The sequence below is a fragment of the Adlercreutzia mucosicola DSM 19490 genome (assembly GCF_000422625.1).
Lineage (GTDB): Bacteria > Actinomycetota > Coriobacteriia > Coriobacteriales > Eggerthellaceae > Adlercreutzia > Adlercreutzia mucosicola.
The window spans coordinates 230,230-254,633 of record NZ_AUGK01000005.1; the positions used below are offsets into that span (position 1 = coordinate 230,230).

Annotated in this window: 25 protein-coding genes; 3 read left to right on the plus strand and 22 right to left on the minus strand. The window is 67.0% G+C overall.

Going from position 1 to position 24,404, the window contains the following annotated elements; genetic code table 11:
• Positions 1-133 precede the first annotated feature (133 nt).
• The 3 genes from efp to G503_RS16670 form a co-directional block, all read right to left on the minus strand.
• Positions 134-697 carry an elongation factor P gene (efp, locus tag G503_RS0103655; RefSeq protein WP_016308328.1) on the minus strand — a complete coding sequence of 188 codons (564 nt, stop codon included), beginning with the start codon at positions 695-697 and terminating at the stop codon, positions 134-136.
• Between the two features lie 126 nt (positions 698-823).
• The gene (locus tag G503_RS13530; RefSeq protein ID WP_051190879.1) at positions 824-1,618 is read right to left on the minus strand and encodes a YczE/YyaS/YitT family protein; all 795 of its coding nucleotides are present in this window, start codon (positions 1,616-1,618) and stop codon (positions 824-826) included.
• A 101-nt stretch (positions 1,619-1,719) separates the two neighbouring features.
• Complete coding sequence (locus G503_RS16670) at positions 1,720-1,875, minus strand: hypothetical protein (RefSeq protein ID WP_235715482.1); 156 nt, start codon at positions 1,873-1,875, stop codon at positions 1,720-1,722.
• Positions 1,876-2,070: 195 nt separating this feature from the next.
• Here G503_RS16670 and G503_RS15935 point away from each other — a divergent pair, with 195 nt between their 5' ends.
• Both G503_RS15935 and G503_RS0103675 read left to right on the plus strand, forming a co-directional pair.
• Positions 2,071-2,841 carry a helix-turn-helix domain-containing protein gene (locus tag G503_RS15935; RefSeq protein WP_169628139.1) on the plus strand — a complete coding sequence of 257 codons (771 nt, stop codon included), beginning with the start codon at positions 2,071-2,073 and terminating at the stop codon, positions 2,839-2,841.
• Positions 2,838-3,725, plus strand: a complete 888-nt coding sequence (locus G503_RS0103675; RefSeq protein WP_028026513.1) for a DMT family transporter — start codon at positions 2,838-2,840, stop codon at positions 3,723-3,725. The genes G503_RS15935 and G503_RS0103675 overlap by 4 nt, the downstream gene beginning before the upstream one ends.
• Positions 3,726-3,823: 98 nt before the next feature.
• Here G503_RS0103675 and G503_RS13545 read toward each other — a convergent pair whose 3' ends face one another.
• Positions 3,824-4,804 carry a DMT family transporter gene (locus tag G503_RS13545; protein WP_051190881.1) on the minus strand — a complete coding sequence of 327 codons (981 nt, stop codon included), beginning with the start codon at positions 4,802-4,804 and terminating at the stop codon, positions 3,824-3,826.
• 211 nt (positions 4,805-5,015) lie between these two features.
• Between G503_RS13545 and G503_RS0103685 the strand changes: the two genes are divergently transcribed.
• The gene (locus tag G503_RS0103685) at positions 5,016-5,903 is read left to right on the plus strand and encodes a LysR family transcriptional regulator (RefSeq protein WP_028026514.1); all 888 of its coding nucleotides are present in this window, start codon (positions 5,016-5,018) and stop codon (positions 5,901-5,903) included.
• Positions 5,904-6,156: 253 nt separating this feature from the next.
• Here the strand turns inward: G503_RS0103685 and G503_RS0103690 are convergent, their stop codons facing one another.
• The 18 genes from G503_RS0103690 to G503_RS0103780 all read right to left on the minus strand — a co-directional run bounded on the left by G503_RS0103690 (position 6,157) and on the right by G503_RS0103780 (position 24,299).
• Positions 6,157-7,089, minus strand: a complete 933-nt coding sequence (locus G503_RS0103690; protein WP_051190882.1) for a sensor histidine kinase — start codon at positions 7,087-7,089, stop codon at positions 6,157-6,159.
• Positions 7,086-7,895, minus strand: a complete 810-nt coding sequence (locus G503_RS0103695) for an ABC transporter permease subunit (RefSeq protein WP_028026516.1) — start codon at positions 7,893-7,895, stop codon at positions 7,086-7,088. Before G503_RS0103695 ends, G503_RS0103690 begins: the two co-directional genes overlap by 4 nt.
• Before the next feature lie 57 nt (positions 7,896-7,952).
• Entirely contained in the window at positions 7,953-8,720 is a 768-nt protein-coding gene (locus G503_RS0103700) for a hypothetical protein (RefSeq protein WP_156891905.1), read from the minus strand.
• A complete protein-coding gene (locus G503_RS0103705; RefSeq protein WP_028026518.1) occupies positions 8,704-9,645 on the minus strand; it encodes an ABC transporter ATP-binding protein in 942 nt (313 codons plus the stop codon). The genes G503_RS0103700 and G503_RS0103705 overlap by 17 nt, the downstream gene beginning before the upstream one ends.
• A gap of 99 nt (positions 9,646-9,744) precedes the next feature.
• Positions 9,745-10,467 (minus strand): response regulator transcription factor, encoded by a 723-nt coding sequence (locus G503_RS0103710; RefSeq protein ID WP_028026519.1) that lies wholly within the window; start codon positions 10,465-10,467, stop codon positions 9,745-9,747.
• Positions 10,468-10,470: 3 nt separating this feature from the next.
• Positions 10,471-11,619, minus strand: coding sequence for a M24 family metallopeptidase (locus G503_RS0103715; protein WP_306812430.1), 1,149 nt, complete (start codon positions 11,617-11,619; stop codon positions 10,471-10,473).
• Positions 11,620-11,699: 80 nt separating this feature from the next.
• A complete protein-coding gene (gene aroQ, locus G503_RS0103720; RefSeq protein ID WP_028026521.1) occupies positions 11,700-12,137 on the minus strand; it encodes a type II 3-dehydroquinate dehydratase in 438 nt (145 codons plus the stop codon).
• Positions 12,138-12,200: 63 nt separating this feature from the next.
• Complete coding sequence (aroB, locus tag G503_RS0103725; RefSeq protein ID WP_028026522.1) at positions 12,201-13,310, minus strand: 3-dehydroquinate synthase; 1,110 nt, start codon at positions 13,308-13,310, stop codon at positions 12,201-12,203.
• Entirely contained in the window at positions 13,292-13,879 is a 588-nt protein-coding gene (locus G503_RS0103730; protein WP_051190883.1) for a shikimate kinase, read from the minus strand. The genes aroB and G503_RS0103730 overlap by 19 nt, the downstream gene beginning before the upstream one ends.
• Before the next feature lies 1 nt (position 13,880).
• Positions 13,881-15,047, minus strand: coding sequence for a chorismate synthase (gene aroC, locus G503_RS0103735; protein ID WP_028026524.1), 1,167 nt, complete (start codon positions 15,045-15,047; stop codon positions 13,881-13,883).
• 93 nt (positions 15,048-15,140) lie between these two features.
• Positions 15,141-16,580, minus strand: a complete 1,440-nt coding sequence (gene asnS, locus G503_RS0103740) for an asparagine--tRNA ligase (RefSeq protein WP_028026525.1) — start codon at positions 16,578-16,580, stop codon at positions 15,141-15,143.
• Positions 16,581-16,671: 91 nt separating this feature from the next.
• Positions 16,672-17,598 carry a shikimate dehydrogenase family protein gene (locus G503_RS0103745; protein WP_028026526.1) on the minus strand — a complete coding sequence of 309 codons (927 nt, stop codon included), beginning with the start codon at positions 17,596-17,598 and terminating at the stop codon, positions 16,672-16,674.
• Positions 17,595-18,176, minus strand: coding sequence for a YqeG family HAD IIIA-type phosphatase (locus G503_RS0103750; RefSeq protein ID WP_235715483.1), 582 nt, complete (start codon positions 18,174-18,176; stop codon positions 17,595-17,597). Before G503_RS0103750 ends, G503_RS0103745 begins: the two co-directional genes overlap by 4 nt.
• Entirely contained in the window at positions 18,151-19,341 is a 1,191-nt protein-coding gene (mltG, locus tag G503_RS13550) for an endolytic transglycosylase MltG (RefSeq protein ID WP_084636254.1), read from the minus strand. The genes G503_RS0103750 and mltG overlap by 26 nt, the downstream gene beginning before the upstream one ends.
• Before the next feature lie 59 nt (positions 19,342-19,400).
• Entirely contained in the window at positions 19,401-19,817 is a 417-nt protein-coding gene (gene ruvX, locus G503_RS0103760; protein WP_028026528.1) for a Holliday junction resolvase RuvX, read from the minus strand.
• A gap of 2 nt (positions 19,818-19,819) precedes the next feature.
• Positions 19,820-20,968 (minus strand): toxic anion resistance protein, encoded by a 1,149-nt coding sequence (locus tag G503_RS0103765; RefSeq protein WP_028026529.1) that lies wholly within the window; start codon positions 20,966-20,968, stop codon positions 19,820-19,822.
• Between the two features lie 68 nt (positions 20,969-21,036).
• Positions 21,037-22,644 (minus strand): 5-bromo-4-chloroindolyl phosphate hydrolysis family protein, encoded by a 1,608-nt coding sequence (locus G503_RS15490; RefSeq protein WP_156891906.1) that lies wholly within the window; start codon positions 22,642-22,644, stop codon positions 21,037-21,039.
• Positions 22,645-22,793: 149 nt separating this feature from the next.
• The gene (locus G503_RS0103780) at positions 22,794-24,299 is read right to left on the minus strand and encodes a helix-turn-helix domain-containing protein (protein WP_028026530.1); all 1,506 of its coding nucleotides are present in this window, start codon (positions 24,297-24,299) and stop codon (positions 22,794-22,796) included.
• Between the last annotated feature and the right edge of the window lie 105 nt (positions 24,300-24,404).

Here is a 24,404-nt window from a genome sequence, read left to right on the forward strand (position 1 = left end):
CGGGGTGTTCTGATTCGCTCGGGCAGTCCTCGCTCGGTCAGAACACCCCGCGCTCCCCCTACGCTCTACCATCGCCGAAACAGAAGAAGCCTCCCGAAGGAGGCTTCTCGACCTGTAAGGCTGTCCCGCTTGATTAGACGCGCTTGATGACGCGGCCGTCGCGAGTGTCGATCTGCAGCACGTCACCGATCTCGATGAAGGTGGGCACCTGCACCTCTTTGCCCGTCTCCAGGGTAGCCGGCTTCAGCGTGTTGGTGGCGGTGTCGCCCTTGAAGCCCGGCTCGGTGTGGGTCACTTCCAGTTCCACGAACATCTGGGGCTCCAGGCTGATGAGCTCGTCGCCGGCGTACAGCAGCGTAGCCTCGTCGTTCTCCTTCAGCCAATCGGAGGCGGCGCCCACCATATCGGCGGCGATGGGCATCTGCTCGAAGGTGTCGTTGTCCATGAACCAGTAGTCGGCGCCGTCGTTGTACAGGTACTGCATCTTCTTGGACTCCAGGCGCACGGAATCGAACTTGGTGCCGGCGTTGAAGGTGTAGTCCACCACACGGCCGGTCTTGATGTCCTTGAGCTTGGTGCGCACAAAGGCGCCGCCCTTGCCCGGCTTCACATGCTGGAACTCGACGATGGTGCACATCTTGCCGTTGTTGATGATGCACATGCCGTTCTTGAAATCGGCGGTAGAAATGCTTGCCACGGATGCTTCCTTTCATGGTCACGCGCCGCGGAAACTGCTACGCTCGCACGTCGCGCCTGAATCAAACCGTTACATTATAGCCATCTTGCAGGCCCGCTGCAAAGTCCTCGGGGAAAGAACGCATCCCTAGTCGAGCACCGCTCCATCCCCCCAGGCTCCCGCCGCCTCGCGCGCATCCTCGCACGGCGCCGAAGCACCCCCGACTACAGCCCGGCGCTCGCAGCGCGCGGCCCGGGCGGCGCGCAGCTTGCCGTAGCCGGCCATGTACAGGTTCACCACCATGCCCGTGAACATGGCGCAGACCACGGTGCCCTCGCGCACCCCCTCCACATAGCCCAGAAACGCCAAGCCCAACACGGTGGCGACGATGGCGCAGGTCAGATCGAAGCTCACCTTCACCGTGCCGAAGCGGATGCCGGTCTTGGCAACGACGGCCTGCACCACGGCCTCGCCGCAGTTCATCACCGTACCGGAAACGACCGTCATCACAATGCCGGCGGCGAGCACCAAAATGCCCACGGCCAGGTACAGCCACGCCGACAGGTAGCTGGATACCGACAGAGGGGCTAGCAGGACCACGAACACGTCGATGCACAAGCCGAAGAACACCGACACCGGCAGCTGCAAGAGGTCGATCGGGTGGAAGTCGCGACGCAAGATGACGATCTGGGTGACCACGAGCAGGCACTGCCAGACCAGCATCAGTGTGCCGAAGGATATGTCGGGCAGCACGTGGCTCACCACGTAAGGGCAGGCGGAAATGGGCGAATTGCCCAAGTTGCCCTTCACCACCAGATCGATGCCCAAGGCCATCACCGCGATACCCGCCAGCATGAGCGCCACGCGGCCGGCCATGAACAGCGCCGCGCGGGGCGCGGGACGCGACGACGGCTGGGCGGCACCGGAGCGCTCGCGCCCCATTGACTTGCCCTTAGTGCGAATCTCGTTCCCTCGATTGATCTTCGACCGCATCGCCATCGTATCACCGTCCTCTCGTATTCGTGCCGTTACAACGCTTTCCGTTATAGCACGAAGACAAGTGCGGGCGCGGCGGCGAACAGCGAGGAAGGCCGCTCGCGCAGGGCGTGCGGCCATTGGGTCTTTCTATGAATGTGAATGGGCGCGTGTGCGCATTCGCCGTATTCCTCGAGCAGAAGATGCCCCATGAGCACCAGCATCCCCCCATCGCACTCATGGACGACGAGCCCCCGATCGCCCACTGTCCATCGGAGCGGACGATGCCGCAGCGGGCGCGCTGCTCCCTCTCCAGCCTGGCAGCTGCGCAGCCCGAATGCAACACTGTCGCACCCCAGCGGCCGCTGCGCAATTTCGTGCAAGAACCTGGGCGGCGAGGCAGGTATCATGGAAGCCTTATGAAACAGCTCATAGAACAACCACGGGAATCGGTGCGGCGCGTCTTAGGGGGTGCGGTAGAGATGCGGCGCTTCCGCGGTATCGACCAGCCTTTTACGCCCCACGTTCACGACTATCCCGTCATCGGCCTCATGCGTCGAGGGCAGAGGCTCATGACCTGTGGCCAAGCGCGCTATGAGCTCGCCAGCGGCCAGCTGCTGGCCCTGAACCCGGAGCAGCCCCACGGGTGCGTTCCCTGCGGCGAAGAGTCCCTCGTCTACGATAGCCTGGCCCTGCTGCATTGGCCCGATTGCCCCGCCTTGGAAGGACCCGCGGTGACCGACCGCACGGCGGCCGCGCGCTTCGCCGGTCTCATCGCCCGGCTTGAGGCGCCCGTCATCGACGAAGCAGCCGCCGAAGAGCAGCTCACCTTGCTGCTCTGCCAGCTCGCGCGTGTCTCCGAACCTGCGGCTCGCCCCGGCGCGGCCCAGGCCATGGCTTCCTACCTGCAATCCCACCGCGCCGATGCCGTGTGCCTGAGTGACCTGGCTGCCGTGGCCGCCACCTCGCGATACGGCGCCCTGCGCGCCTTCCAGGCCTCCTTCGGCATCACCCCCATGCGGTACCTCGCCGCCCTGCGCGCCGAGACCGCCCGCCGGGCCCTGGCCGCAGGCGCCCGTTGCGCCGATGCCGCCCAGGAAGCGGGCTTCGCCGACCAGGCCCACCTCACTCGCGTCTTCAAGGAGCGCTTCGGCATCACCCCGAGCGCTTACCGAAAGGCGGTCTCGTGAAAGCCCATATCCTCGCGGCGTTTACGGTATTCGTCTGGGGCGTGACCTTCGTCTCCACGAAGGTGCTGCTGGCGGACTTCTCGCCGTTTTGGATCCTGTTCATACGGTTCGTCCTGGGGTTTCTGGCCCTGTGTTGCCTGCGGCCGCACCGGCTGCGCCTGCGCGAGCGACGCCACGAGCGACTCTTCGCCTGCGCAGGGCTCACCGGCATCGCCTGCTACTTCCTCATGGAGAACATCGCGCTCACCTTCACGAGCGCCACGGCCGTGGGCGTCATCGTGGCCACCTCTCCCCTGTTCACCGCGATCATCGCCCTGGCGCGAGGCCATCGCGGGGCGCTCACACTGCGTTTCGCTGCGGGATTCGTCATCGCCATGACCGGCATCGCCCTGGTCAGCTTCGCAAGCGGCGGAGCGGTGGGCGGTGACGTGGCGGCCAACCTCATCGGCTGCGGGCTGGCCCTGGCGGCAGCGCTGGTGTGGGCCATCTACTCCACCACCGTGGCGACCATCGCCGAAGCGGGCTACGAGACTCTCGCCTCCACCAAGCGCATCTTCGGCTGGGGCCTTCTGTTCATGCTGGTCGCCCTGCCCTTCGGCGGACCGCTACCGGATCTTCCTGCGCTGACCAATCCCGTGAACGCCGGCAACCTGGCCTTCCTCGGCCTCGGCGCTTCGGCCGCCTGCTTTGTTACCTGGGGGTTCGCCGTGAAGCACTTGGGAGCCGTCACCACGAGCACCTATATCTACCTTGTACCGGCCGTGACCGCCGCCACTTCGGTCGCGGTGCTCGCCGAGCCGCTCACTGCGCCCATCGTCGGCGGCCTTGGGCTCACCATCGGCGGCCTCGCGCTGTCGAACTCCTCGGGACGCGACGCGTCCTAGCGCTCGGCCGCATCCGCACGGGCGGCGCGGGCGGCCTGAAGCCCGTCCCTGCGACTATCCTGCGAATGCCTGCCATTCGCGAGCGCGCTCCAACCAGCCTAGCGTATCAGCGCGGGGAACAGGGCCGCGGCCTTGGCGGGCACGAACACCGGGCCGCGGCGACGGGGCGCACGAGCCGGGGATTCGGTGCGCGGGGTGCTCTTGCGACCGTCCACGTAGGTGGCGGCGATTACCGTGACCACGATCACCGCAGCGCCTACCAAACCGGTAACCGACAGGGTCTCGCCCAGCCACCAGTAGGCGAACAGCGCCGTGAACACAGGTTCGCCGGTCAGCAGCAGCGACACCGTGGTGGACGAGAGCCGATCGAGGGCCACGGTCTGCAAGAAGAACGTGAGACAGGTGGACAGAAGCGCCAGAAACGCGATGATGCCCCAGGCCATTGGCTGCACGTCCGCCAGGTTAACCGGCGCCTCGAAGGCCAAAGCGCACCCGAGGCAGAGCCCGAAGGACACCACGATCTGAGTGCCGGCCACCGTGATGGCGTCAAGCTCCGCCAGGGCCCGCTTGCCCAGCACCAGGGCGCCGGCCAAGGCCACCGACGAGCCCAGGGCCATAATCTCCCCCAAGCCGAAGGCGAGGCTGCCGCCCTGGCTGCACAGCAGATACAGCCCTGCGGCCACAGCCACCTGGAAGGGAATGATCGCCCGCGGATAGCGCGTGCGCTCGGCCAGCATGGACAGAAACGGCGTGAACACCACGGGCAGTGCCACCAAAAAACCTACGTTGGTGGCCGTCGTCAGGTCCAGCGCCACGTTGCAGCACAGATACGACAGGGCCATGCACAGCGCCGCGGGCAGCCAGGCGCGCACGCGCACGGTGCGCAAGCGGCTGTACATACGGCGCCCGAACAGCGCCACAAACACGAGCGACGCCAGGCCGAAGCGCACGGCCAGACACCACAGCGGCGAGATAGACTCGTAGGCGAACTTCGTCACCGCGCTTCCCGACCCGAAAATGACCACTTCGATGAGCACGAAAACCACGAAGGGCCAGCGTGCGGTCTTCCAACGATCCATCTCTCCCCCTCTCGCTCGCGAAGACGGCCGCACGGGGCGGCCACCTCTTGAAGGCGTCAATTTCAAACCCCCTGGCGGGGCTTTCTTTCTCTGTTTCAGGAACGGATGCCATAGTAAGGCTCTTGTAAATGAAAGTAAAACGAGAGTTCTTGTCAAACATTTCAAGAAAGTCTTATAATGATGCAACTGCACCACCGAAAAGGGCGATTCTATGGCCAATCAGAAATACGATGCGTTTCTCGCCGTCGCCCGCCGCGGCAGCTTCAAGGCAGCGGCCGAGGAATTGGGCTATACCCAGGCCGGTATCAGTTATCTCGTGAATGCCCTGGAAAAGGAGCTGGGCCTTACCCTGTTCCTGCGAGAATACGGCGGCGTGCACCTCACCACCGAGGGCCGCGATATCCTCGAACTTGTGCAGGCGATCAACGCCGACGAGCAGGCCTTGGCCACCCGCGTACGCGAGCTCGCCCACCGCGAAGGGGGCCTTGTGCGCGTGGGCGCCTTCACGAGCGCCGCCATCGAGTGGTTCCCCGGAATCGCCAAGGCCTTCCTCGCCCGCTACCCCAAGATCGATCTGAAGCTGCTGTGCATCGACGACGAGGACGAGCTGGTGGACGCCGTATGGGAGGGCCGCGCCGACTGTGCCTTCTCCATCGCCCCCGACCGCCGCCACCTTGATGCCATAGCCCTGCACACCGACCCGCTACTCGTGGTGCTACCGCCCGACCACCCCCTGGCCGATGCGCCGGTCTTCCCCACCGAGGCTTTGGCGAGGGAGCCCTACGTGCAGCTCCAAGGCAACGCGCGGCCCTCGGAGATGGAGGCGCTGTTCGAGGCCAACGGCGTGACCCCCAACGTGCGCTTCACCGTGGACTCCGACTACGGCGTCATGGCCATGGTCAGCGCTGGCTTGGGATTCTCGGTGCTGCCGAGCCTCATCCTGTCGCGGCCGCTATTCCCCTTGGCCGTGCTGGCCGCCGAGCGCGAATGCGCCCGCGAGATCTCGCTGGCCGTGCGATCCTGGGAGACGGCATCGGCCGCCACTCACGCCTTCGTGGAAACCGCCCAAGCCTGGGTGGCCGAACGCTACCCCGCCTGAGCGCCGACGCAGCTGCCCCGCTCGCCCCTCCCGCGGGTTGCCGAAAGACCCCGCCTGCCAGCACCTGCCAGCGCCCGCCAGCGCCTGCCACCGCCTGTCAGCACCTGCGCCGCCTGCCAGCGCCTGCGTCGCCCCGACCTTCCCGTCTCCCAAGCGACCGAAATGACGTTTGGGCGAGCCGAAGAGGACACCCGAGTCCCGAAAAACTCGCTCAAACGTCATTTCGGTCGCTTCTGCGCGCCGCCACCCTCGCTCAAACGTTATTTTGGTCGCCCGGCGCGGCCAGAGGGCCGGAAAGCGTGACGGTAAACGTATCGCCGTCGATGGCAGCCTGCAGGCTGAGGCCCAGAGCGTCGGCAAGGCTCGCCGCGATGGCCAGCCCCAGGCCGCTGCCCCCGGCACGGCGCGCCGCGTCGCCCCGATAGAAGCGCTCGAACAGGCGACCCGCCTCGATATCTTCCAACCCTTCCGCTTCGTTGGCCACAGAAAGGGCGAACTCCTCCCGGCCGCCCTCGCCTTTCCCCGTGCTGCGGCGCAATGCCACCCGCGGGGCGGCCGCGCCGTGGCGCAGCGCGTTGCCGAGAAGGTTGCCCACAATGCGGGCGAGAGCCTCACGGTCGGTGAATGCCACCACGTCCTCGTCGAGGGAGATATCGGGCTGCCACCGACGCTCAGCGAAGGCGGGGTATCGCTCGGCCGCGCAGGCGGCCACCACATCGGCCACGTTTACCGGCTCGCGCACCAGCTCGAGGCCGCCGTCGTCGGCCTTGGCGTATTCGAACAGCGCGTCAACCAACCCGCGCATCGCCCCCAGACGCTCCACGGCGGCCGCCACGCACTCGTCGCGTTCGGCCGCAGTGCCGGCCACGGTGTACAGCTGCAAGTAGCCCTGGGCGCCGGCCAAAGGCGTGCGCACATCGTGGGAGAACGAGGCCAGGTTCTCTTGGAGCACGCGCCGCTCTTCGGCAGCGCCCCGACGCACCTCGTAGGCCTCGTCGATGAGCTCGCTGGCCTCCCGAGCCAGCTCGCGCGCAGCCCCCGTGGGAAAGCGCAGCGTCAGGGGCCGCGCGCTCTGCCCGCGTGTCGCCAAGTTCCGCGCCATCTCCCGCATCTGCCGTTCCATCGCCACGGCGACGCCCAGCGACACGAGCGTCACCGTCGCGGCCAGCACAACCAACCAGATCACAGCGCCCTCCTTCGCAGAACCGCCCAGCACAACCCCGCCGCAGCCGCCAACCATCCCAGCAGCGGCAATATATCGAAGGCACCGGGCGTGACGCCCTCGATGGATAGCTGCCCCAGCTGCGCTGCGGGCATCGCGGCAATGAGCGGCCGCAGGACCTCTTCGCACCCGAGCGCCCAGGAAATGCTCAGAAGCGCCGTGGACGCTACCCCGCCGGAGAGAAGGACCGCGACCAGGGCGCCCCAGCCCGTTCGCCCCGTGGCAGCCACCACGGCAAGGACCACCAGGGCGTAAGTCGCCGCGATGATCATCAGCTCCAGCGCCCAGCGCCCGAAGCGACCGCCATCCACCCAAACGCCCAGACCCGGGTTCGGCAGCAAGCCCGCCCAGGTTGCCGCCATGGCCGCTGCCAGAAAGATCATCGCGGACAGGAGGACGATGCACAGCGCGCTGATCACATAGGCCGCCCGGAAATGCGGCCCCGCGGCCAACAGGCGCGTCCCGCGAAAGCGAAAGTCGTCGCCAAAGAAACCCGCGCTCAGCAGCGCGATGATCAGCGCAAGGAGCTGCGGTGTCCAGAACTCGCCCATTACCGCCTCAACATCCATGGTCATCGAGACCATCGCCGCGGGGCTGTGCTGTGCGAGCAGCGGAATGTTGCGATAGGCCTCCTCGTACAGCCCGCGCTCGGTCACCTGCAGCGAGGCCACGAGCACCACGCCCGCGAACACTGCGAGCAGCCCCCAGAAAGCGCGATTCCGCATCAGCCGAAACCACTGGGCGCGCACGAGGTTAATCATCGCGCCCACCACCCTCCTGGGCACACGCCGCACGGCGCCCCAACGGCGCAGGTCCCAGCCGCCCGCTCACGATTGCCTCAGCTCTTTGCGGTTCAGAGCGGCCGCGATGATGATCACGCTCGCGACCAAGACCAAGGCCAGATCGGCGAACCACCACGGCTCGATCGGCGCGCCGTTCAGAAGCGACAAGCGCAGGGCCGTCAGCGTCAGCGGCAGCACGCCCTCAGTCACGAAAGAGGCCAGCGGTGCCGGCAGACCGACCGCCGCTGCCTGGCAGAACCAGTACCCCAACCCGGAAGTCAGCAGCGTCGCTGCGACAACGGCCGTCGTCAGAGGCGCCCAGGGCACCACCACCGTCACCGCAACTGCCACGACAGAGAAAGCGGTCGCCAGAAGCGACGCCACGAGCCACCAGGCCGCCAGCTCGCCTATATCGAAGGCAACAGGGGCTCCGCCCATGAGCCCGTAGACCACTCCGGTCACCACGGCGCCCAGCAGCATGGCGCCCAGGGCACACCCGAAGGTCACCACGAGCGCGGATAGCGCCCACGCCCTGCGCGAGCCCTTTCCCACCATGAGGTTGCGCACGGTGCCGTACTGAAAGTCCTCTGCGAAGAACGCCGCCAGGTACAGCGCGACGAACACGCAGTACACCTCTACCACCGAGGCGCGACCGAGCACCGCGCGGAAGGTGCCGCAATCATCCCAATAGGCCGTGAACTGCACGACGACGAAACCGGCCACCGCGACCAAGGTCAGCGCGAACAGGCCGCTGCTCGACCCGTGAAGCAGCCGAAACCACTGGGCGCGCACGAGGTTACCCACGGTTCTCACCGCCCCGCGTTCCGCGCACGGCGCCGGTGCCGCCCATGAGCTCTACGAAGTAGTCCTCGATGTCGCGCGCGTGCACGTACAGGCCGCTCACGGGCACGCCGGCCTCCAAGAGCAGGCGGCCCACTTTCTCGGCTTCCACCGCCCCGGTCACGCGGATGGCGTCGTCGGGCATCACCGTGAAACACGCCTCGGGACACGCCTGTTCCAGCACGGTGAGGGCCCGGGGCGCATCGGCCGTCTCCACGCACAGGTAATCGGCGCAGGCCTCCTCCACCTCGGCGGCGGTCATCTCGGCCACCAGGCGGCCGGCGCGGATAACACCGTAGCGCGTCACCGTGCGCTCCAGCTGGTCGAGCACGTGCGAGCTGATCACGATGGCCGTCCCGCGCTCCTCGGCGGCGCTCGTCAGCAGGCGGCGCACCAGGCGCACCCCCTCGGGATCGAGGCCGTTGAAGGGCTCGTCCAAAAGCAGCACGTCGGGCCGGCCCACCAGCGCCAAGGCCAGTCCCAGCCGTTGCTTCATACCGAGCGAGTAGCCTTTCGCCCGGTCGCGGCCGGCCTCGCCCAGCCCCACGGCCTCCACCATCTCGGTCGCGGCGCGCTTCGGGTCGGGCAGCCCCTGGGCGATGGCCCGCACCGTCACGTTCTGCACGCCGGTAAGCGCCGGATTGACGGCCGGGTGCTCGATGAGGCACCCGATGCGCGAGCTCGTCTGGCAGGGACCGAGCGCCTCGCCGCACACCTCCACCGTGCCGGCCGTGGGGGCCAGATACCCGGCGATCATCTTCAGCAGCGTGGATTTGCCCGCGCCGTTGCGACCGACGAGCCCGTAGATGTCGCCGGGCTGCAGGGCCAGCGACACGGCATCCACGGCGCGCTTGCCGCGGAAGGCCCGCGTCAGATCGGTGCAGCGCAATGCGTCCATAGTCGCGTCCTTTCTCCTAGGTGTCATGGTGCCATTCATCCTAGAGGCCGCGTTTTCAGAAACCTCCGGCGAAGTTCCAAGAAAGTTCCAAGATCGGGCCTAGACCCCGTCGCGCAACTTGAAACCGACGCCCCAGACGGTTTCCAGGTAGTCCTCGGTGCCCGTGGGGCGCAGTTTGGCGCGGACGTTGCCGATATGGGTGGCGACGGTCTTGTCCTCCAGGGCGACCTCGTCGCCGGCGGCCGCCGCCGACAGGCTGCGCTTGGTATGCACGCGGCGCGGCTCGGCCATGAGCGCGCGGACGATCTCGTACTCGGTGCGCGTCAGGCGCACGGGAATCCCGGCCGCGGTGAAGCGACGGGCCGCCCCGTCCAGCTCCCAAGCACCGAAGCGCAGCGGCGGGGCGACCGCGCCAGCAGAAGGAGAAGGAACAGACGCTGCGCGGGCGGTCGAAGCGCTGCGGCGCAGCACCGCCTCGCAGCGGGCCAGCAGCTCTTCCAGATCGAAGGGCTTCGTAAGGTAGTCGTCGGCGCCGATGCGCAGCAAATCAACCCGATCGGCCACCGTAGCCCGGGCCGACAGCACGATAGCGGGAACGCCTCGCCCCCGGGCATCGGCGACCACCTCCTCCCCCGACGCGCCGGGCAGCATAAGATCGGTGACGATCAGGTCGAAGGTCGCACCGCCCGCGAGGTGCATCAGCCCCTCGGTGCCCGAGAAGGCCGCCGTGCACATCGCGCCGGCCTTCTCCAAATAGGAGCAGACGACGCGGTTGATGGCCGCATCGTCCTCCACCACCAGTATGCGCGCGCCGGCCACCACGGCCTAGATGACCACCATATCATGGGTCGACTTCGTGAACACCTCGAAGCCGTTCTCGGTGATGACGCCGAAGTCCTCCAGGCGCATGCCGAACTTCCCCGCCACGTAGATGCCCGGCTCCACGGTGACCACGTTGCCCGCGACGAGCGGCTCCTCGTTGCGCAGCGACAGCACCGGCTCCTCGTGGATCTCGAGCCCCACGCCGTGGCCGAGCCCATGGCCCATGGCCCCGGCGAAACCGCCCTCGGCCAGCACCGCCTCGGCCCGCTCGTGGGCCTCCTTGCCCGTGACACCGGGGCGCAGCATCGCCTCCACGGCCTCGTTGGCCGCGCGCACCGCATCCCAGGCCGCGCGCAGCTGGCTGTCGGGCTCGCCGACGAACACCGTGCGCGTCATATCGGAGCAGTAGCCGTAGGATTTCGCCCCGAAATCGAGCACCACGCACTGGCCGGCCTCCAGCATGGCCACGCCCGGCACCGCATGGGGATTCGCCGCGTTGGCGCCCGTGGCCACGATGGAGGCGAAGGCCAGCCCCTCGGCCCCGTGGCGCAGCATCCACTCGTCCAGCTCCAGCTGAATCTCGCGTTCCGTCATGCCGGGGCGCATGAACTCCACGATATGGGCGAAGGCCCCGTCGGTGATGGACTGGGCCCCTTTCATGCGGGCCACCTCGTAGCGTTCCTTCACCGACCGCAGCCGGCGCACCACCCCGTCGGTCTCGCCCATGGGGAAATCGGTCGGGAAGGCCTTCTGCAGGGCGCGGTACTCAGCCAGGGTGATGGTGTCCTCGATCTGCAGCTCGGCCCCGGGCATGCCGTGGAGCCACGAGCCGTTCCACTGCCGCGCCACGAAGGAAGCGTGGCTCTCGCGAGTGTCGTCCACCCGGATGGGCGTGCGCCGGGCCGCCTGCTCGCAGGCCTTCACGTAGCGGGAGTCGGTGTGCAGCACTACCCGGTCGGGGGCCACGTACAGGGCGTGGGCGCCCTCGTCGTCGAACACGCCGTCGAAGGCGGTGAGCCAACGGATATTGGCGGTGTCGCGCACTAAAATGGGCGAAGGGCGCCCGTCGCGGCGCTGGTTCATCGCGCGCAGCAACTGGCCCACATGCCACTCGCAGGCCACCGGGTTGTGCAGTTCATCGAAGACGGTCATGGTTGTCCTTTCCCAACAGAGTAAACGTAGGCCGTTGCGGAGGCGGGGGCGTCCCGCCGCCCTCCCGACCTACCTTACCGTTATTCGCTCGCCTCTTCCAACAGCATATCCAGCGCGCGCAGGTAACCTTCCTTGCCGAGGCCCTTCACCTGGCCCACGCAGGCCGGGGCGATCACCGAGATGCGGCGGAACTCCTCGCGCTGGGAGATATCCGACAGATGGATCTCCACCACCGGCACGTCGATGCACTCCACCGCGTCGTGGAGCGCGTAGGAGTAGTGGGTGTGGGCGCCCGGGTTGTACACGATGCCGTCGTAGCGGCCGTGGGCCTCGTGCAGCTTGTCCACCAGGGCCCCCTCGTGGTTCGACTGGAAGCAGTCCACCTGGGCGCCGTGATGGGCCCCATAGGCCACCACCATGGCCTCGATAGCGGCCAGGGTGTCGGTGCCGTAGAACTTCGGGTCGCGGTGCCCCAGCATGTTCAGGTTGGGGCCGTTCATCAGCAGGATCTTCTTCACTTCGATGCCTTTCTCGCACACGGTGCGCCGCGCCCGATGCCGGGCGCTCGCACCAAGCGCACGCTACTTCGACGCCTCCCAGGCGCGCAGATGCTCCAAGATGACAGCGTCGTCCACTCCCGCAAGTTCCCAGGCGCCGACGTCGCGGGGCATGACGAAGCGCACCTGGCCGCCGCGGGTCTTCTTGTCGCGCTTCATGGCGGCAAGCATCTCCTCGGCCGGCGCCGACCAGGCCAGCGAAGGCAGCCCCAGACCGTCCAGCAGCTCGCCCTGGGCCTCTACCAACTCGGGCGGCGTGCCGACCACGTCTGCCCCCAGGCGCGCGGCGAAGCGCATGCCCTCGGCCACGGCCGCCCCGTGGGAGAACGTGCCGAAGCCAGCCAGCGCCTCCACGGCATGACCCAAGGTGTGGCCGTAGTTCAAACACTCGCGCACCCCGCGGCTCTCGGTCTTGTCGGCGGCCACCACGTTGGCCTTGAACACCACCGAGCGCGCGATGGCCTCGGCCACCACGGCGTCGGCGCGGGCCACCATAGCCTCGGCATGATCCATCATCCAGAAGAAGAACTCGTCGGAATCGATGACCGCCGCCTTGGCGATCTCGGCGCAGCCGCAGGCCCATTCGCGCTCATCCAGCGTGGCCAGGGTGGCGGTGCAGGCGGCCACATAGGCCGGCTGCTTGAAGGTGCCCACGAGGTTCTTCCCCGCCTCCAGGTTCACGCCGGTCTTGCCCCCCACCGAAGAATCCACCATGGCCAGAAGCGTGGTGGGCACCTGCACGAAGGGGATGCCGCGCATGTAGGTGGAGGCGACGAAACCGGCCAGGTCGCCCACGACACCGCCGCCGAGGGCCACCACGGCGCAGTCGCGGGTAAGGCCCAAGGCCGCCATGGCGTTCCACACCTCGCCGGCCACGGCCACAGACTTGGCCTCCTCGCCGGCCGGCACCACCACGTCGCTCACGCGGAAGCCCGCGATCTTCAGCGAGGCCTTGGCCGCGTCCAGATACAGCGGAGCCACGTTCGTATCGGTCAGGATCAGCAGATGGGGCGCGTCGGCCACCGCGGGCAGGCGCTTCAGCGAGGTGCCGAGCCCCTCCAGCACCGCATCGCCGATGCGCACGTCGTAGGGCACTTCGCCCGGGATGTTGACGACTACTTTGGTTGCGGGCACAGGATACCCTCCTTTTCCAGAATGCGTTGCACTTCGCGGGCGATGGCGAACACCGACTTGCCCGCCGTGTCCACCGTCACGTCGGCCACAGCCTCGTACAGGGGCAGGCGCTCAGCGGCGCGGGCCCGAGCCGCTTCCAAGTTCTGGAACAGCGGGCGGGTGGACACGTCGCTGATGCGGCTGGCGGCCTCATCGGCGGTCACGTGCAGATACACCACAAAGCCGCTCTCGCGGAACACCTCGTGGTTCTCGGGCGTGACCACCACGCCGCCCCCGCAGGACACGAGCAGCGGATCGGGCTTGGCGCCCAGCTCGCGCAGCACCTCGGTCTCGATGGCGCGAAATCCCGCCTCGCCCGACTCGGCGAAGATGTCCTTCACGCGCTTGCCCTCGCGGCGCTCGATGTAGGTGTCCATGTCCACAGAGGCCACGCGGCAGCTGCGCGCGAGGCGGCGGGCCACCGAGGTCTTGCCCGCCCCCATGAAGCCGACGAAGAACACGGGGCGCACCAGGGTGAGCGACTCGGGCTCGGGTGCGCGGCGCGCAGCGCCGGGGTTTCTCCCGCCCATGCTAGCGCCCCATGGTGCGCAGGCGCTGCTTGTAGGCCTTGATGGAGGCCTTGATGTCGGCCATGCAGGTGCTGCCGAAGGCCTCGATGTAGGCGTTGGCCAAGGCGAAGGCCACCTCCCCCTCGGCCACCACGGCGGCCGCGGGCACCGCGCACACATCCGAGCGCTCCTTGGACGCCTCTTCCGCATCCAGGGTATCCAGGTTCACCGTGCCGAGCGGCTGCATCAGCGTGGGAATGGGCTTCATGGCCGCGGTCACCACCAGGGGCATGCCGTTGGTCATACCGCCCTCCAGGCCGCCGGCGTTGTTGGACGAGCGCACGAAATCGCCGCCCTCCAGCACGATGGGATCGTGCACCTGGCTGCCCGGACGATCGGCCGCCTTAAATCCGAGACCGAATTCCACGCCCTTGATAGCGGGGATGGAGAACAGGGCCGCGCCGATGCGGGCAGTGAGGCGATCGGCGCCGCAGGCGTAGGTGCCCAGGCCCGGCACCAGGCCGGTGGCCACGATGCGGAAGGTGCCCCCGAGGCTCTCTCCCGCGTCGCGGGCCTTGTCGATGGCGCGCTTCATGGCCGTGGTGGCCCGCGCATCGGGGCAGCGCATCTCCGACAACTCGATATCGAGCGGCTTGTGCTCGGCGGCATCGGCCATGGTCTCATCGGCCATGGACGCGTCGGCCACCGACACCACGTAGCTCATCACATCCACGCCCAGCTCGGCCAAAAACTCCCGGGCGATGCCGGCGGCGGCCACGCGGGCCGCCGTCTCGCGGGCGCTCGCCCGCTCTAAGATGTTGCGGCAGTCGTCGGTGTTGGTGCGCAGCACGCCTACCAAATCGGCGTGACCCGGGCGCGGGCACACCTCGCGCACCAGATCAGCGGGAGCGCTGCCGAAGGGCGCCATGCGATCGGTCCAGTTCTCCCAATCGCGGTTAGCCACCGTAAGGGCGATGGGGCTGCCGATGGTGCGGCCGAAGCGCACACCGCTCGTCACCTGCACCGTGTCCTTCTCGATGGCCATGCGGCCGCCCCGGCCGTAACCGGCCTGGCGCCGCGCCAGATCGGCGTTGATGTGCTCCACCGACACCGGCAGACCCGCCGGCACGCCCGTCACGATGGCCGTGAGATTCGGCCCGTGACTCTCTCCCGCTGTGATGTATTCCATAGATTCGCTTCCTCACCAAGGGGGCGCGTGCGCGCCCCGAACGTACGCGCGCTATTGTAGCGCACTCGGATACCCGGTGAGCAGCGCAAACCCCTAGAACTCGGCGTTTCCCACCGTACGGGGGTGTGGAATGACGTCGCGGATGTTGCTCACGCCGGTCAGGTACATCACCAAGCGCTCGAAGCCCAGGCCGAAGCCGGCGTGGGAGCAGGTGCCGAAGCGGCGCAGGTCCAGATAGGCGCGGTACTGCTCGGCCTCCATATCCAACTCGGCGATGCGGCGCTCGAGCACCTCCAGGCGCTCCTCGCGCTGGGACCCGCCCACGATCTCGCCGATGCCCGGCACGAGGCAGTCCATGGCGGCCACGGTGCGGCCGTCGTCGTTCAAGCGCATGTAGAAGGCCTTGATGGCGGCCGGGTAGTCGGTCACGAAGGTGGGACAGCCGAAGTGCTCCTCGGTGAGATAGCGCTCGTGCTCGGTCTGCAGGTCGATGCCCCACTCCACAGGGTACTCGAAGGCGCGGCCGGCGGCCTGGGCGGCCAGCAGGATGTCCACGGCCTCGGTGTAGGTGATGCGAGCGAAGTCGGAGGCGGCCACGTGGGTCAGGCGCTCGATGAGCCCCTTGTCGACGAACTTGTTCAGCATGGCCAGCTCATCGGGGCAGCGCTCCATCACCTCGGTGATGACGTACTTCAGCATGGCCTCGGCCAGCTCCATGTCGTCCTCAAGATCGGCGAAGGCGATCTCGGGCTCCACCATCCAGAACTCGGCGGCGTGGCGGGCGGTGTTGGAGTTCTCGGCCCGGAAGGTGGGGCCGAAGGTGTACACGTCGCCGAAGGCCATGGCGAAGTTCTCGGCGTTCAGCTGGCCGGACACGGTGAGCGACGCCGGCTTGCCGAAGAAGTCGGCGCTCCAATCCACTTCGCCGGCGACCAGGGCGCCCTCGCTGGCCGCGGCCGCCTCGACGCTCACGAGCGGCGGGCAGGCCGGATCGATGGTGGTCACGCGGAACATCTCGCCGGCACCTTCGCAGTCGCTCGCAGTGATAATGGGCGTGTGCACGTAGATGAAGCCGCGGTCCTGGAAGAAGCGGTGGATGGCCCCGGCGGCCACCGAGCGGATGCGGAACACGGCGCGGAACAGGTTCGTGCGCGGGCGCAGGTGCTGCTGAGTGCGCAGAAACTCCACCGTGGCCCGCTTCTTCTGCAGCGGGTAGTCCGGCGTGGAGGTGCCCTCCACGCGGATGGAGGCCGCCGCGAGCTCGAAGGGCTGGGGGGCGTCGGGCGTGAGCTTCAGCGCCCCTTCCACCACGAGTGCCGCCGACACGTTCTGGTGGGCGATCTCGTCGTAGTTCTCCAAGGTGGCGCGGTCCATGACCACCTGCAGGTCCTTGAAGCAGCTGCCGTCGTTCAAGGTGACGAAGCCGAAATTCTTCATATCGCGGACCGATTTGACCCATCCGGCCACCGTGACGGCCTTCCCCTCGAAGGCGCCGGCGTCGGCGTAGAGCTGAGCGATCTTGATGCGGTTCATAGATGCGCGACCTTTCCCCGTAGGTGTGTTTTCCGTTCCGGCTATGATAGCAGGACGACGCGCCCGCGCCTATGCCCCCGCGCTCGGAATGCTACCGATCGAACCCCGCGGCATCGGCCATGATGGCGAACAGCTCGTCCTCGGGAATATCGAGGGCGGCCGTCTCGGTGATGTCGCGCAGGATGCCCACGGTGACCACGGCCTGGCCCACCAGCATGCCCGCCCCGTCGAAGAAGGTGCAGCCGGCCTCGCGCGCCGCAGCGGCCAGGGCCGTCTCGCCGTGGCCGTACACCACGTCGAACACCGTCTGGTCCGCACGGAGCAGGGCCGTATCGAAGGGGGCTCCATCGCCCTCGTTCATGCCAAGGGGCGTGGCGTCGATGATGATGTCGGCCCCGGCGATGGCCTGGCGCGATGTGTCGTAGCTGCCGTAGCGGAAGTTCACTTGCTTATACACCTCGGCGAAGCTGAGATGGTGCTCGCGCAGGGCCGGCATGTCCACGATGCGGCCCACCATCTCCCCCAGCTCGTCCGCATAGGTGCGCAGCACCTCGTGGGAGCGCTCCACGCTGCGGCCCACAAGCACCACTTCGGCCGGTCCCGCCTGGGCCACGGCGTGCAGGATGGACAGCGACGTGGGACCCGTGCCGCAGACGACGACCGACGCGCCCTTGAACGTCACGCCCTCGCGCTCCAGAGAGGCCACGCAGCCCTGGCCGTCGGTGTTGTAGGCGATAAGCGTGCCGCCCTTGTTCGCCAGCACGTTGGCCCCGTGGGCTAGACGGGCCGAGGCCGCCTGCACGTCGGCCGCCGCGAGGGCCGCCGGCTTGTAGGGCGTGGTGATGTTGATGGAGAGGAAGTCGCGCTCGGCCAGGAAGCGCTCGGCCTGGGCCGGCTCGGGCAGATCCCGGGCCCCGTAGACCCAGGGCAGCCCCGCCCGCTTGAACACGGCGTTGTACATAACCGGCGACTTGGAATGCCCGATGGGATGCCCCAGGATGTACAGATGCTCGGTCACGGCCGCTCTCCTTCCGCTTGTTGGATGTTCGCGACGGGCTCCGGCGCCCGATCGCCCAAAATGGCGCGCTCCACGTTGCGCAGCAGCAGCGTGTGGGGCAGATCCTGCTCCACCAAAGGCTGCAGCATGTAGGCGGGAAGGCCCGCAACGTGGGCCCCCAGCACATCGGTGGCCAGCTGGTCGCCGATGACCACGGTGTCGCGCCGAGTCGCCCCCAGCTTCCGCATAGCCGCGAGAAAGGCCGGCGGCAGGGGCTTCATCGCCTTGGCCACCACGGGCATCATAAGCTCCGCGCCCAAGCGATGGGGGGTGTCGTGCCAGTTGTTCGACACCAGGCAGAACGCCACCCCGGCCTCCCGGGCGCGCCCGAGCCACATCCCCACGTCGCGGGGAATCTCGCGGGTATCGCGGGCGAGGATGGTGTTGTCGATGTCGAGCAGCACGTGGATGCGGCCGCAGCCGATAAGATCGCGGTCGATGTCCACGCAGGTGATGCGCGAGAAGTACCGGTCGGGAGTGAGCAGGGCCATGGGCGCGACGGGGGCGGTCGGCCTACTTGGAGCCGCCGTCGCCGGCATCGGCATTGCCCGTGCCGCCGGAATGATCGGCGATGGCCTGCTGGTGCTGTTCGTAGGTCTCGCTGAAGTAGTGCTGCACCACGCCGTTCTCATCGGGCGCGAAGTAGAAGAACATGTCGTTGGTCTCCAGCGGCGCGCACACGGCCTCCAAGCTGGCCAGGCCCGGCGAGCAGATGGGCGTGGGCGGCAGACCCTCGTTGGTGTAGGTGCTGTAGGGATCGTCGGCGTGCACCTCCTCGCCCGTGGGGTCGTGGCCCACCACGTAGGCGGTGGTGGCGTCGGACTCCAGGTAGGGGCGGTCGGATGCCAGGCGGTTGTAGAACACGCCGGCCACATGGGCCCGCACCTCGGCGTCGTCTGAGGACTCCTTCGCCACGATGGAGGCCAAAGTCACCGTCTGGTACAGGTTCAGGCCCTGGCTCTCGGGGAAGGCGTAGGACAAATTCGCCGTTTCCTTGGCGAACTGGTCCAGCATCATGCGCACCACGGCCTCGGCGTCCATGTCCTCGGTCACGCCGTAGGTCTTGGGGAACAAAAAGCCCTCGAGGGAGTTGATGCCCGCCGTCTCCAGGAACGGGTAGTCGCCCGCGTAGGTGCTGGCATCCGACGAGGCATCCAGGAAGGACTGGGCCGTCACACGCCCGCCCGTGGCCTCTTCCACGAGCGCCGCCAAAGCCTCGCGGGTGATGTCCTCGGGCACGGCCAGCTTATCGCCCACGAAGGCGGGACCGGCCATGATGGTCTGTACCAGCTGCTCGGGGGTGCTGCCGCCGGCGAAGGTGTAGGTGCCGGGAATGAGCGAGGAGGCCGCCTCCAGGCGGTTCACCTCGTTCACGAAATCCTGGGATGTGGCCACCAGCTTCGCCGCCACGAGCGCCTCGCCGATGGACGACGCGCTCTCCCCCTCCTCGATGGTCACCTCCACCGACTGACCCTCGGGCAGAAGCTCTACCTGGGGCGTGCAGCCGCGGAAGAGGAAGAAGGCGCCCACGGCCAGCACGATCACGATGAGCACCGCCACGAAGATGGCCGGCTTCGGATCGCGCCTGGGCATGATGGCGCTGGTGTCGTAGGTGCGGAACTCCCGATCGCCCTTGGCATGGGCCGCGCGGGCCGCATGGGTGGGACGGGAGGAATAGGTCACGGTCTTCTTGTGAAGGGCCACGAGACAGCCTTTCTCCTGGATGGCCGACCGAAAGGCGGGATGCCGGCGCGGCGCCTCCCCTAGGCGCGGGCGCGCTCGTCGAGCCACGATTGCAAAAACAAACTCGCGGCTATCATATCCACTTTTCCGCGCATCTCGCGCTCGCTTAGGCCCTTTTCACGCAAACTCCGCTTGGCCTCGGCCGAACTCAGGCGCTCATCTGCGAAAACATGGGGAATGCCGCAGGCGGCGCTGATGGCGGCGGCCACCTTGCGGATGCGGGCCGCCTGGGGGCCCTCCTCGCCGGCCAGGGTGCGGGGCAGCCCGCAGACGAGCAGCTCCGGCTCCCAATCTTCCAGCAGGCGCCGGAAGGGCTTGGCCGCGCCCGTCACCTCGGCGGCCGGCAGCACGCACACGGGGCTTGCCACCCGCTCGCCGGGATCGCTCACGGCCACCCCCACGCGCACTTCCCCGATATCGAGCGCCATGACGCGCACGGCTAGCGCACCTCCAGCAGTTTCTGGCGCAGCTCCGCTTCCATGCGGCGCATCTCCACCTCGGCCTCGGCGCGCTTGGCGCGGCCCTCGGCCTGGATCTTCATCACCTCGTCGAAGGTCTGGATGAGGTTCTCGTTGGTGGCCTTCAGAGTCTCGATGTCCACGATGCCCCGCTCGGACTCGCGGGCCACCTCCACCGTAGACTGCTTCAATTTCTCGGCGTTCTTGCGCAGAAGCTCGTTGGTCATGTCGGTGACGGCGGACTGGGCGCGCAGGGCCGCCTCGTTGTTGGCCAGCCCTAAGGCCAGCAGCATCTGGCTCTTCCACAGCGGGATGGTGTTCACCAGCGTCGTCTGGATCTTCTCGATCATGAGCATCTCGTTGTTCTGCACGAGACGGATCTGCGGAGCCATCTGCATGGCCACGGTGCGGGACAGATCAAGGTCGGAGAGCTTCTTCTCGAACCGGTTGCAGGCCGCCGACAGCTTCTGCACCGCCTCGGCGTCCTCCGTGGAAGCCGACGCTTGGGCCTTGGCGGCCAACGCGGCCAGCTCGCCCTCGCGCACCTCGGCCAGACGCTGGCGGCCGGCCAACAGGTACATGGTCAGTTCCTTGAAGTAGGTGAGGTTCAGCTCGTAGAGCTTGTCCATGGTGGCGGCGTCCTTCATGAGGGTCACCTGGTGGGCCTCCAGGGCCTGGGCGATCCTGTCCACGTTGGCCTCGGCGCTGTCGTAGCGGGCCTTCAGGGCCACGATCTTGTTCGCCTGGCGCTTGAACAGGCCGAAGAGGCCCTTTTCCTCATCGTCGGTATCGAAGCTCTTCAGCTCGGTCACCACCGACGCGATCAGGTTGCCGGCCTCGCCCAAGTCCTGGGTGCGCACCTTCGACAGGGCCGTCTCCGAGAACGACGCCATCTTCTTCTGGGCGCCCGACCCGAAGGTGAGCACCTGCTGGGAGTTGGCGATGTCGATCTGCTGGGCGAAGGCGTCCACCTGGGCCAGCTCTTCGGCCGAGAGAGAATCGGCGAGGGAGGGGGCGGGTGGGGCCTCCACCTCGATGATGGACGCCTTGACGGCGGTGTCCTCGACCACCGGGTCCAGCGTGAGGGTGGGAGCGGGAATGTTCGTGAGGTTCGTCAGCTCGTCGTTCATGGGAGTTCCTTTCGAAAACGGGGGCGGTCGGCGGGGCGGACGCGCCCCGGGCGAAAGTCGCGGGTCGGTCAGGGCTTCACGTCGAAGGGACCCTCGGTCAGCCCCTCTTGGGCCAGCATGGCGTGGAGCACCGAGATGTCGGCGGACACGTCGAGGGACAGGTCCTGGTAGGTGTCGTCGAGGAGCTTCTCGAAGGCGCCGTGGAGCACTCCCAAGGTATGCTCGATCTCGCGGCGCGAGGAAGAGATGTTCTCGCCTTGCACCGGCTGCTCTTCCAGGCTCTCGTAGGCCGCGAGCAGCTTCACCGTGGTGGGCAGGTAGTAGGCAGTCAGGCGGTCGAGGCCGTCGATGACGGAGGGCTCCTCCTCGGCTCGGGCGAGGATGCGGGCCACCACCTCCTCGATGGCCACGATGCGCGCGCTCACGGCCGCGTCATCGATGGCCTCGTCCAGCGGCCGCAGCTGGGCCAGGTAGTCCTGGCCCTTCACAATGAAGGCGCGCTGCTCGGGGGTGAGGCGGTCGCTCAGGTCGCGCTCGCGGCTCTGGCGCGCGGCGGCCTCGGCGGCCCGGGCTGCGTCAGCGGCGCGCTGGCTCTCGGCGATCTGGCGCTGATGCTGCTGGAGCGCGCGGTACTGGCGATAGGCGTCGTCGGTCACCATGAGGGTGGTGTCCTCCTCATCGATGCGCCCCCGGGGAATGAGCCCGCGTCTGATCAGCTTGCGCGCCTGGGCGCGGGCCTTGGGCCGGCTGATCAGGGCGCGGTCGGCAATGTCGTCGAAGGTGCAGGCCTCGCGGTCGCCAAAGACGCGCCGGAACGACTTGAGCTGCGAGGCCGTGCGCAAGCGATCGATGCCTCCGGCCAGCAGCGCCGCCCCGGCCGCCGTGAGCGTGCCGAACAACACCGCCGTCACCACGCCGGCCGGACCCGCGGCCAGCCCCGTGACGATGCCCACGGCCGTAAAAATGCCGAAGGCGAAGGTGCACGCGCCGCCGATGGCCGTCATGATGACACCGGACGCCGTCAAGCCGCCGGACGAGCGGAACCGCCCCTTGGCAAGGGCCGTGGGGCCGGGGTAGGCCGGCGCGGGAGCGGAAGCGGCGGGGATGCCCCAGCCGCCGTTGGCCGGAGGCCGAGTCTGGGCTTGGGCGGCTGCCTGGGCCTGGGCGGCGCGGTACTGGGCCTCGGCCGCCTTGCGCTCCCGCTTGGCCTGGCGCTTGCGGGCCTTCGCCTGGCGCTTGCGGGCCATCTCCTCGTAGGCTTTCAGATTGTCCTCGGGCTTCGATCCCAGGGCTTCGGCCACCTCACAGGCACCCTTCTCCACCGCCTTGGCGAACTGGGAGAACGCTTTGTCCACCGAGTGGCACAAACGCTCGAAGTCCTTGGGTGACATGCCGGGCACCGGGCTGGCGCCGGGGCGGGTCGCCCAGGGCCCCGCCGAGGCGGAACCTGGGCCCGATGCCTTCGCGCCACCGGGCGAGCCCGCAGGGCCGGCCCCGTTGGGGACGCCGCCGCCCGCGGGATTTCCCCAGCCCGCACCGCTCGCATTCTGGAACTCGTCGGGAGTCTCGTACACGTACTCGGGCCCGGGCTGCTGCGGAACACCCGGCTGCTGCGGCCGGCCGGCGCCGTTGCGGGGCCGCTGCGGCCCTCCCGTTCCCGGACTCTGCGGATTCATGCGGCAAAACTCCCAACCTGCTGGCGCGGCCCCAAGCCGCGCATCGTCATTTTCCCCGCCATATTACCACGGACTAGGCCCACCGCCGCCCATCCCACGCAATCAGCAAGGGGCCGCATGAAAAGCGGTGAAGCGATTGCAGACGCGGATCAGCCGTCCTCCTTGCTTACTCGTTCAATAAGCTCCTGCTTGCTATGGACATCCAGGGCCGCATAGATCTTTTTGGTGTGCGTGCGCACCGTGTTTTCGGAAAGATAGAGCGCACTCGCGATGGCGGGAAGCGTATAGCCGCGGGCCAAAAGGGCAAGCACTTCTGTTTGACGTTCCGAAAGACCCACCTGGGCCGCAAGGGCACGGGTTTTTCGCTCACTTGGATCAGCGGAAAACGGCGAGGCCTCACACTGCGTATTCTCCGAAACCGGCAACGCAGACTCAGGCGCAGCTGAAGGCTTCCGCGCAACGAAGAACATCACGAGAGAACATCCGTACAACAGGACAGCCGAGACAGCCATCATGGCCGTCTCGCCAGATAGGGCATCGCCATCGATATGTGCCAAAGCAAGCGAACCCAGATAGTGGGACAGATACAGTACGCCTGCAAATAGGCCGTACACAACTCCGAGATTGCTATGAGTTTCCTCCGCCTTGGCAATGCTCTCAACAAACATCGTCATAGAGCAAACGACAAATACCACACCACCGGCATAGGGAATAATCGCGCGAACGGGAGGCCAGACGAAAAAGAGCAGGAATAGGGTGATGAGAAGAGGAAACAGCACGGTGAAAGTTTTCACCATATTCACTTTGTGACGCAGGGCAATCCACACCACGCCGAGAAGTGCGGCCGCGAGAACGTTTTCAGAATGGACCATGAGCGCCCGCCAAGCAAACGGCATTTCACCCAGCGCCGCGCTCCCCAGCAGCGAAACAGCCGGAGCCATGCACCCCACAAGCGCGGCGCAGAGCAACGGCCTCCAAAACGCACTCAGTCCATTCTTCAGCATTGCGACAGCCGAGGAGGTGCTATCAAGGCCACTCCTTGAAGAAACCACTTCGTTCGTGTCGGAAGAAAGACCCCCTCGGCCCGCTGGAGGCTCACCAGCACTGGCTTTGCGCAAACCAATCAAAATAGCCATGTTCAGAAGAAGCAGGAGGAAAAACGCCGCCGCGATAATAGAAGAGTCAAGCGTAAGAAACGCTAAGAAGGGAACAGCCGAAAGTACTGATCCCAAGATGATCTTAATCTGAGCCGACTCAACCCCTTCGGCGGCAAGGGCGTGTACCCAGCAGAAGAAGCCGCACGTCGTAGCGGCCCCCATGGCAGCACCGCCAATCACCAGAATCGCGGGGACGGCGGAAAGAAGGAAGCACCCTCCGCATACCAATGCGACGACGAACAGGCTGCAGGCAAGCACCGTCGTTATCTGGCCAAAGCGGGCACGGCAACTATTCAGCCTTGCGGCCATAATGGCTAATACCAAAAACGAGAGCGCATTTGCGCACGAGAGCGATTGGCTCCACCACTCGGCCGCCTCTCGACCCAAGATCGTTTCAGGCAAAAGAGAGAAACCCCACAACGAGAAGGAATTGAGCGCGAGAAAGCACGCATAACCGGCACTCATCATGATTACGTGCACTACCGTCTTCTGTTGCATGCAACGCCCCTCCCCTCGTTTCTCAATGGAGTATTCTACTCCAATCATCCCCGGAGCAAGCGGTCAGAACCAGTCGCTCGGATGTCAATCAACACTTGCCACCAG

Bases quoted from the DNA above. Each gene is read 5' to 3' on its own strand.
- G503_RS0103780 (WP_028026530.1), bottom strand. From the start codon at position 24,299: ATGCAACAGAAGACGGTAGTGCACGTAATCATGATGAGTGCCGGTTAT.
- G503_RS0103715 (WP_306812430.1), bottom strand. From the start codon at position 11,619: ATGACCGTCTTCGATGAACTGCACAACCCGGTGGCCTGCGAGTGGCAT.
- asnS (WP_028026525.1), bottom strand. From the start codon at position 16,580: ATGAACCGCATCAAGATCGCTCAGCTCTACGCCGACGCCGGCGCCTTC.
- G503_RS16670 (WP_235715482.1), bottom strand. From the start codon at position 1,875: ATGCTGGTGCTCATGGGGCATCTTCTGCTCGAGGAATACGGCGAATGC.
- G503_RS0103705 (WP_028026518.1), bottom strand. From the start codon at position 9,645: ATGGACGCATTGCGCTGCACCGATCTGACGCGGGCCTTCCGCGGCAAG.
- G503_RS0103765 (WP_028026529.1), bottom strand. From the start codon at position 20,968: ATGAACGACGAGCTGACGAACCTCACGAACATTCCCGCTCCCACCCTC.
- G503_RS15935 (WP_169628139.1), top strand. From the start codon at position 2,071: ATGAAACAGCTCATAGAACAACCACGGGAATCGGTGCGGCGCGTCTTA.
- G503_RS0103750 (WP_235715483.1), bottom strand. From the start codon at position 18,176: ATGCCGGCGACGGCGGCTCCAAGTAGGCCGACCGCCCCCGTCGCGCCC.
- G503_RS13530 (WP_051190879.1), bottom strand. From the start codon at position 1,618: ATGGGGCGCGAGCGCTCCGGTGCCGCCCAGCCGTCGTCGCGTCCCGCG.
- G503_RS15490 (WP_156891906.1), bottom strand. From the start codon at position 22,644: ATGAATCCGCAGAGTCCGGGAACGGGAGGGCCGCAGCGGCCCCGCAAC.
- G503_RS13545 (WP_051190881.1), bottom strand. From the start codon at position 4,804: ATGGATCGTTGGAAGACCGCACGCTGGCCCTTCGTGGTTTTCGTGCTC.
- G503_RS0103730 (WP_051190883.1), bottom strand. From the start codon at position 13,879: ATGGGCGGGAGAAACCCCGGCGCTGCGCGCCGCGCACCCGAGCCCGAG.
- aroC (WP_028026524.1), bottom strand. From the start codon at position 15,047: ATGGAATACATCACAGCGGGAGAGAGTCACGGGCCGAATCTCACGGCC.
- G503_RS0103685 (WP_028026514.1), top strand. From the start codon at position 5,016: ATGGCCAATCAGAAATACGATGCGTTTCTCGCCGTCGCCCGCCGCGGC.